Raw genomic sequence first — 8456 nt, 5'->3', positions numbered from 1 at the left:
GCGCTCAGCCGGCCTTGGCCAGCGCCGCGTCGCGCTGCGCCGCCAGCGGCGCGCGTTCGCGCAGCAGCGACACGATGCCGGCCGCCGCTTCGCGGCCTTCGAACGCCGCGGTCACCACCAGGTCGGCGCCGCGCACGGCGTCGCCGCCGGCGAACACCTTCGGGTTCGTCGTCTGGTACGGCAGACCGGCCGCGGCCTTGCGCCGGGTCGCGCAGCTTTCGTTGCTCGCCAGCACCCTGATCCGGCCGCTGTCGGCCAGTTCGATGCCCTGCTGCGCCAGCCACGCCGGCGGATCGGGCTGGAAGCCGAACGCGATCACCACCACGTCGGCGTCGAGCAGTTCTTCGCTGCCCTCGACGATCTCGGCGCGCTGGCGGCCGCGCGCATCGGGCGCGCCCAGGCGGGTCTGGGCCACGCGCACGCCGCGCACCGTCTCGCCGTCGCCGGTCAGTTCCAGCGGCTGGCGGTTGAACAGGAACTGCACGCCTTCCTCGCGCGCATTCGCCACTTCGCGCGCCGAGCCGGGCATGTTGGCCTCGTCGCGCCGGTACACGCAGCTGACCTGCGCCGCGCCCAGCCGCACCGCGCTGCGCACGCAGTCCATGCCGGTGTCGCCGCCGCCGAGCACGATCACCCGCTTGCCGCGCAGGTCGGGCAGTTCGAGCTGGTCTTCCCACCCGGCGATCGGCGCCGAACTCGCCTGCGCGCCCTCGCCGTGGACGATGCGCCCGTTCTGGACCAGGAACGGCAGCGCCGGCAGCACGTTGCGCAAGTCCTGGCCGGGCAGGCCGCCGTCGGTGTAGCGATAGGTGCCAAGGCCCAGGAACACCGCGTCGTAGTCGGCGAGCAGCGCATCGAAGCCGATGTCGCGGCCGATCTCCACGCCGAGGCGGAACTGCACGCCCATGCCTTCGAGCACCTCGCGGCGCTTGGCCATCACCGACTTTTCCAGCTTGAAGCTGGGAATGCCGAAGTGCAGCAGGCCGCCGATGTGTTCGTAACGGTCGAACACCACCGCCTGGATGCCGGCGCGGGCGAGGCGGTCGGCGCAGGACAATCCCGCCGGCCCCGCGCCGACGATGGCGACGCGGTGGCCGCTGGCCTTCACCGTCGACAGGTCGGGACGCCAGCCGTCGGCGAGCGCGTTGTCGACGATGTACTTCTCCACCGCGCCGATGGTGACCGCGCCGAAGCCGTCGTTGAGCGTGCAGCTGCCTTCGCACAGGCGGTCCTGCGGGCACACCCGGCCGCAGACTTCGGGCAGCGGATTGGTCTCGTGGCACAGCGAGGCGGCTTCGTGCAGGCGGCCTTCGCGCGCCAGCTCCAGCCAGTTGGGAATGTAGTTGTGCAGCGGGCAGGCCCAGCCGCAATAAGGATTGCCGCAATCCAGGCAGCGGCCGGCCTGCTTCTTGGCTTCGACTTCGGCGAAGCGGCCGTAGAGTTCGCCCCAGTCGCCGTCCAGGCGCAGTTGCAGCGGGATGCGCGAGGGCATCTCGCGCGGGGCGTCGCGGAATTGGAAGACCGGCTTCTTGCTCATGCTTGCTGGACTCGATGGCGTTGTCGACACACGGCGAGGGACGAATGCGCGGCGGCGGCCGGTTTTACTAGGGAAATACCGAAGCCGTGGTTGCGCGAAATTCGCATCATCGTCGTCGCCTTCGAGGTGATTCTTGCCCGCGTCGCCGACGCGGGGCGGGTGAGGGGAGCAGCGCGCGCGGTCATGCCGCGCTCCGCAGGGTTTCGGCCAGCGATTCCAGGCTCGCCGCCTTCGGCTTGACCAGCCAGAACTTGCCGAGGTAATCGCGCATCTCGTCGAGGATGCGCCGCGCCCACACGCTGCCGGTCAGCGCCACGTGGGTTTCCAGCAGGTCGTGCAGGTGCGAGCGGTGGTGCTCGAAGCCGTCGGCGGAGATGCGCAGGATGTCGATCAGCTCGTGGTTGTAGCGGTCGACGAAATCGCGCTCGACGTCCAGCACGTAAGCCATGCCGCCGGTGAAGCCGGCGCCGAAGTTCAGGCCGGTGCGGCCGAGCACCGCGACCACGCCGCCGGTCATGTACTCGCAGCAGTGATCGCCGGCGCCTTCCACCACCGCGGTGGCGCCGGAGTTGCGCACGCCGAAGCGCTCGCCGGCGCGGCCGGCGGCATACAGCTCGCCGCCGGTGGCGCCGTACAGGCAGGTGTTGCCGAGGATCGGCGTCTCGTGCGCGGCGTAGCGCGCGCCCGCGGGCGGGCGCAGCACGATGCGGCCGCCGGCCATGCCCTTGCCGACGTAGTCGTTGGCTTCGCCGGAGAGTTCGAAGTGCAGGCCGCCGGCCTGGAACGCGCCGAAGCTCTGGCCGGCGGTGCCCTGGAAGCGCAGGGTCAGCGGCGCGTCGTTCATGCCGCGGTCGCCGTGGGCGCGGGCGATGCGCCCGGACAGGCGCGCGCCGATGCTGCGGTCGGTGTTGCGGATCTTGTAGCTGTAGTCGCCGCCGGCCTTGTGCGCGATCGCCGCGGCCAGCTCGGTGTCGAGCTGCAGCGCCAGGCCTTCGGGTTCGGCCGGCGGCGCCGGCATTCCGCAGTGGCCGCCGTGGGCGAGGCCGGAGCCGGCCAGCAGCGGCGACAGATCGAGCCGATGCTGGCGCGCGCTGTCGCCGTCGCGCTGGCGCAGCAGCTCGGTGCGGCCGACGATTTCGCCGAGCGTGCGCACGCCCAGCGCGGCCAGCCAGTGCCGCACTTCCTCGGCGAGCAGGCGGAAGAAGTTCTCCACGCGCTCGGGCAGGCCGGTGAAGTGATCGCGGCGCAGCGCGTTGTCCTGGGTGGCCACGCCGGTGGCGCAGTTGTTGAGGTGGCAGATGCGCAGGTACTTGCAGCCCAGCGCGATCATCGGCGCGGTGCCGAAGCCGAAGCTCTCCGCGCCGAGCAGCGCGGCCTTGACCACGTCCAGGCCGCTCTTGAGCCCGCCGTCGGTCTGCAGGATCACGCGTTCGCGCAAGTCGTTGCCGATCAAGGCCTGCCGCGCTTCGGCGAGGCCGAGTTCCCACGGCGTGCCGGCGTAGCGGATCGACGACAGCGGGCTGGCGCCGGTGCCGCCGTCGTGGCCGGACACGGTGATCAGGTCCGCGCCGGCCTTGGCCACGCCGGTGGCGATGGTGCCCACGCCGGCGTGCGAGACCAGCTTCACCGAGATCAGCGCTTGCGGATTGACCTGGCGCAGGTCGTGAATCAACTGCGCGAGGTCTTCGATCGAATAGATGTCGTGATGCGGCGGCGGCGAAATCAGGCCGATGCCGGGCATCGCATAGCGCAGCCGCGCGATCAGTTCGTTGACCTTGTGGCCCGGCAGCTGGCCGCCTTCGCCGGGCTTGGCGCCCTGGGCGACCTTGATCTGCAGCACTTCGGCGTTGACCAGATACTCCGGGGTGACGCCGAAGCGGCCGGAGGCGATCTGCTTGATCTTCGACACCTTGTCGCTACGATAACGCGCCGGATCTTCGCCGCCTTCGCCCGAATTCGAGCGCCCGCCGAGCCGGTTCATCGCGATCGCCAGCGCCTCGTGCGCTTCCGGCGACAGCGCGCCCAGGCTCATCGCGGCCGAGTCGAAGCGGCGCACGATAGCTTCGACCGGCTCGACGTCCGCCAGCGGGATCGCCCGCGCCGGATCGGCTTCGAGCTCCAGCAAGTCGCGCAGCGCCGCGGTCGGACGCTCGTTGACCGCTTCGGCGTAATGCTGCCAGTCGCTCCACTCGCCGCTGCCGACCGCGCGCTGCAGGCGGGTCACCACGTCGGGATTGAACAGATGGTATTCGCCGCCCGGCGTGTACTTGAGCAGGCCGCCGATCTCCGGCAGCCGGTTCGGGTTCCAGGCGATGTCGGCCAGGGTTTCGTCGTCGCCCTGCAGCAGTTCGAAGCCGGCGCCGCTGATGCGCGACGGCGTGCCGGTGAAGCACAGCTCGACCACCTCCTTGTCCAGGCCGATGATCTCGAACAACTGCGCGCCGCGGTAGCTGCCGATGGTGGCGATGCCCATCTTGGAGATGATCTTGAGCAGGCCCTTCTTGATCGCGCGGCGATAGCTGCGGCCGATCTGCGCGACCTCGCCGTGCTTGGTGCGCAGGATGCCGCGCGCGCCCAGGTCGTGCAGGGTCTGGTACGCGAGATACGGATACACCGCGGTCGCGCCGAAGCCGATCAGGCAGGCGAAGTGGTGCGGATCGCGCGCGGTGCCGGTCTCGATGATGAGGTTGGCCTCGCAGCGCAGGCCCACGCGCACCAGATGCTGGTGGATCGCGCCGGTGGCCAGCAGCGCGTGCATCATCAGCGCGTCGCGGCGCGGGCGGCGGTCGCTGACGATCAGCAGCACGATGCCGTCGCGGGTCGCGTCCTCGGCCTCGCGGCACAGCCGCAGCAGCGCCGCCTTGAGCCCTTCCTCGGCGCTGTAGTTGAGGTCGATGTAGCGGTGCGACTGGTCGTAGGGCGACATCGCCAGCAACTGGCGCAGCTTGCGCTGGGCCAGCACCGGCGAGTTCAGATGGATGTGGCCGACGTTGCCCGGCCCGTCGACGAACACGTTGCCCTCGCGCCCGATCTGGGTCGCCAGCGACATCACGCAGTCCTCGCGCAGCGGATCGATCGGCGGATTGGTGACCTGGGCGAAGGCCTGGCGGAAGTGGTCGTACAGCGGCCGCACCTGTTGCGAGAGCACCGCCATCGGCACGTCGTCGCCCATCGAGCCGGTGGCTTCCTGCTCGATCTCGGCGAGCGGGCGCAGCACCTGCTCGCGCTCCTCGCGGGTGAGCTGAAAGAGCTTCTGGAAGCCCGCGAGCGTTTCGTGGTCGAACGGCTCGGCGGCGAGGTTCGGATCGATCAGTTCGCTGTGCAGGTAGGTCATGCCCTGCTTGAGCCAGCGCTTGTACGGCGCGCGCGCGCGGTTGACCCGGTCGATGGCTTCCGAATCCAGCAGCTCGCCCTGGTACAGGTCGGCGGCGATCATCTCGCCCGGGCCGAGCTTGCCCTTGGCCTCGATCTCCTCGGCCGGCAGCTCCCACACGCCGGCTTCCGAGGCGATCAGGAAATGGCGGTCGCGCGAGCGCAGCCAGCGCGCCGGGCGCAGGCCGTTGCGGTCGAGCGTGCACGCGGCGTAGCGCCCGTCGCAGGTGACGATGCCGGCCGGTCCGTCCCACGGCTCGGTGTTGAGTGCGTAGTACTCGTAGAACGCGGCGAGGTCGGCGTCCTTGTACTCCAGCGATTGGGTCGCCGGCGGGATCAGGATGCGCATCGCCTTGAGCAGGTCCATGCCGCCGGCCTGCAGCACTTCCAGCATGTTGTCGAGGCTTTGCGAATCCGAGCCGTCGACGCTGACGATGTGGTCGAACTCGCGCAGGTCCAGGTTCGGCGTGCGCCAGGCGTGCGCGCGCGCCTGCGCCCAGGCGCGGTTGCCGGCGATGGTGTTGATCTCGCCGTTGTGGGCGAGCAGGCGGAACGGCTGCGCCAGCGGCCAGCGCGGCGTGGTGTTGGTGGAGAAGCGCTGGTGGAACACCACCGCGCTGGCGGCCAGTTCGGGGCGTTGCAGGTCCGGATACAGCTGCATCAGCCGGTCGGGCAGGACCATGCCCTTGTAGCCGATGCTGGCCGAGGACAGGCTCACCACATAGAAGTCGCGCAACTCGCGCAGGCGCTGCTCGGCGCGGCGCCGGGCCAGGAACAGCGAGCGCTGGAACGCGGCCGGATCGAACGGGCTGGCCGCGTCGACGAAGATCTGTTCGATCCGCGGCATGGTCGAGCGCGCCAGTTCGCCGCAGGCCTCCAGGTTGGTCGGCACCACGCGCCAGCCGGTGACCCGCATGCCCTCGTTGCGCAGGGTCTCGTTGAGGGTGTCGCGGGCGCGCTGGGCGGCGTCGGCGTCGTGCGGCAGGAACACCAGGCCGGCGGCGAAGTGCGCGCCCGGGCGGATGTTGGCTTCGCGCGCGATCAGGCGCAAGAACGCGTCGGGATGGCGGATCAGCAAGCCGCAGCCGTCGCCGCTGAGGCCGTCGGCGGCGACGCCGCCGCGATGGGTCATGCGCGACAGCGCTTCCAGGGCGCGGTCCACCAGGGCGCGGCTGGGACGATCGTCGAGCTGCGCGATCAGCCCGAAACCGCAGCTGTCCCGCTCGTCGCGGGGATCGTAGAGCCCGGGGGAGTTCGTGGAACTCGGAAGGCTCGCACTGTCTTGCCTGGCTTGCATCGCATCTCCGGGACGATGAGTGTTCCGTGGATCGCTAGCTCGCTACCGCTGCGCGTTGTGGGGTGGCTCGTCCTGCCTCGGTCGGGGCGCCGCCGCGGGCTGCGCGGCATTGCGTCGGGTTCCGGCGTTCGGCTGTGTCCTGGAGTTCGCTTCCTGAGGTCCGCAACGCGCGTCGCGTTCGCGACGTCGCTAAGTCTGGTGGGTTTCGCTCGAAGACCGTCCACCGCCGGCGAGGACCTGGGTCCGCACCGCAGCGTTGAAAACCGAGCGTGTCCCGACTTAAGCACAAATTGTGCGATGCGGCAATTCGCCCGCGGGCGCGGAAATTCCAGGACTTGCGCGGCGTCGCGCTTGTGAGCGCGCGCGCTCACGGCCGATTTCGTAAGCCGATGATCGCAATGGAAAAATAACCGGATCGCGAGGGCATTAGTAACGCCGGAAACCATTGCCGCATGACATTCGTCGGTGGTCGCCGCGCGGGCGGGCGCTAAACTGCGCGGCGAGCCTCCCCCGCACCCTCTTTCAGGCCGGCCGCCGAACCCATGACTACCGCATCCGCTCCCGCTCCGGGCGCGCGCCGCGCTGCGCTCGTCTTCATCTTCTTCACCGTGCTGATCGACGTGCTGGCGTTCGGGCTGATCATTCCGGTGCTGCCGCACCTGATCGAGAGCTTCGTCGACGGCGACACCGCGCGCGCGGCCTATTGGGTCGGCCTGTTCGGCACCGTGTTCGGGCTGGTCCAGTTCGTGTTCTCGCCGATCCAGGGCAGCCTGTCGGACCGCTACGGCCGCCGGCCGGTGATCCTGCTGTCGTGCCTGGGCCTGGGCCTGGACTTCATCCTGATGGCGGTGGCCAACAGCTTGCCGCTGCTGCTGATCGGCCGGGTCGTCTCCGGCATCACCTCGGCCAGCTTCACCACCGCCAACGCCTACATCGCCGACATCGCCCCGCCGGAACAGCGCGCCAAGAGCTTCGGCATGATCGGCGCCGCGTTCGGCGTGGGTTTCGTGCTCGGGCCGCTGATCGGCGCGTATCTGGGCGAGGTCGACCTGCGCCTGCCGTTCTGGTTCTCGGCCGGGCTGGCGCTGCTGAACTTCCTCTACGGCCTATTCGTGCTGCCCGAGTCGCTGCTGAAGGAAAGGCGCACCGCGCGCCTGGACTGGAGCCACGCCAATCCGCTGGGTTCGCTGATGTTGCTCAAGCGCTATCCGCAGGTGTTCGGGCTGGCGGCGGTGGTGTTCCTCGCCAACATGGCGCACTACGTCTATCCGAGCATCTTCGTGCTGTTTGCCGACTACCAGTACCACTGGGGCCTGCGCGAAGTCGGTTGGGTGCTGCTGGTGGTGGGCGTGTTCAACATCATCGTCAACGTCGCCCTGATCGGCCGCGTGGTGGCGCGCCTGGGCGAGCGCCGCACCTTGCTGCTGGCGCTGAGCTGCGGGGTGATCGGCTTCGTCGTCTACGGCCTGGCCGAACAGGGCGGGTACTTCCTGCTCGGGCTGCCGATCAGCGCGTTGTGGGCGATGGCCGCGCCCTCGACTCAGGCGTTGGTCACCCGCCAGGTCGGCGCCGACGCGCAGGGCCGGGTGCAAGGCTCGCTGATGAGCCTGATCGCGCTGGCCGGCGTGCTCGGGCCGGCGTTGTACGCCGGCAGCTTCGGCTACTTCATCGGCAAGGGCGCGCCGGTGCATCTGCCGGGCGCGCCGTGGTTCATCGCCGCGGCGCTGCTGACCCTGGGCCTGCTGATCGCGTGGCGCTATGCGCGCGCGCCCACGGCGCCGGCCGCGCCGGCGCAGGCGGGCGCAGCCGAGGCGATCGTCTGAATGCACGTTGTTTCCACCTGACCGATGGCACAGGTGGGAGCGCGCGACGAGGCGGCATGGTCGCGGTTGGTCCAGCCAGGAGAACCCCGATGCGCGTCGCCCCCGTCTTGATTCCGTTGCTCGCCGCCGTCGCCCTGGGCGGCTGCGGCGGGGTGTCGTACCGCGACACCAACGCCGCCGTCGACGCGCGGCCCGAATGCGCCAGCGGCCCGACCCGCCCGGGCGAGACCCCGCCGTCGTGGTGCGAGCGCAAGCAGGAAGTGGACTGGAAATCCGATCGCGGCGGCGAGAAGGTCGACTTCAGGAAGAAGGACGATCGGCGCTGAGGTGGGGTGTCGCGCTGAAGTCTCTGGATCCCCGCGTTCGCGGGGATGACGACGTGGAGCGGCGCGGCACGACGCAGTATCGCAAGGGCGGTTCGCAGCGA

4 protein-coding genes are annotated in these 8456 nt (G+C 70.0%); 2 read left to right on the top strand and 2 right to left on the bottom strand.

Features of this window, described 5'->3' with window-relative positions:
- Positions 1-4: 4 nt before the first annotated feature.
- Together A7A76_RS01600 and gltB are read right to left on the bottom strand one after the other, a co-directional pair.
- Positions 5-1537: an FAD-dependent oxidoreductase gene (locus tag A7A76_RS01600; protein WP_206409554.1), complete on the bottom strand. Its 1533-nt coding sequence runs from the start codon at positions 1535-1537 to the stop codon at positions 5-7.
- Positions 1538-1718: 181 nt separating this feature from the next.
- On the bottom strand, positions 1719-6206 hold the full coding sequence (gene gltB, locus A7A76_RS01595; protein WP_206409553.1) for a glutamate synthase large subunit: 4488 nt from the start codon (positions 6204-6206) through the stop codon (positions 1719-1721).
- 542 nt (positions 6207-6748) lie between these two features.
- Between gltB and A7A76_RS01590 the strand changes: the two genes are divergently transcribed.
- Together A7A76_RS01590 and A7A76_RS01585 are read left to right on the top strand one after the other, a co-directional pair.
- Positions 6749-8029 (top strand): TCR/Tet family MFS transporter, encoded by a 1281-nt coding sequence (locus A7A76_RS01590; RefSeq protein WP_206409552.1) that lies wholly within the window; start codon positions 6749-6751, stop codon positions 8027-8029.
- A gap of 89 nt (positions 8030-8118) precedes the next feature.
- A complete protein-coding gene (locus tag A7A76_RS01585) occupies positions 8119-8355 on the top strand; it encodes a hypothetical protein (RefSeq protein WP_206409551.1) in 237 nt (78 codons plus the stop codon).
- The last annotated feature ends 101 nt before the right edge of the window (positions 8356-8456 follow it).

Source organism: Lysobacter enzymogenes (genome assembly GCF_017168095.1).
Lineage (GTDB): Bacteria > Pseudomonadota > Gammaproteobacteria > Xanthomonadales > Xanthomonadaceae > Lysobacter > Lysobacter enzymogenes_D.
The sequence above is the reverse complement of the archived record's forward strand: the minus strand, read 5'-3'. Positions and strand labels throughout refer to the sequence as shown.

Bases quoted from the DNA above. Each gene is read 5' to 3' on its own strand.
- A7A76_RS01585 (WP_206409551.1), top strand. From the start codon at position 8,119: ATGCGCGTCGCCCCCGTCTTGATTCCGTTGCTCGCCGCCGTCGCCCTG.
- A7A76_RS01590 (WP_206409552.1), top strand. From the start codon at position 6,749: ATGACTACCGCATCCGCTCCCGCTCCGGGCGCGCGCCGCGCTGCGCTC.
- gltB (WP_206409553.1), bottom strand. From the start codon at position 6,206: ATGCAAGCCAGGCAAGACAGTGCGAGCCTTCCGAGTTCCACGAACTCC.
- A7A76_RS01600 (WP_206409554.1), bottom strand. From the start codon at position 1,537: ATGAGCAAGAAGCCGGTCTTCCAATTCCGCGACGCCCCGCGCGAGATG.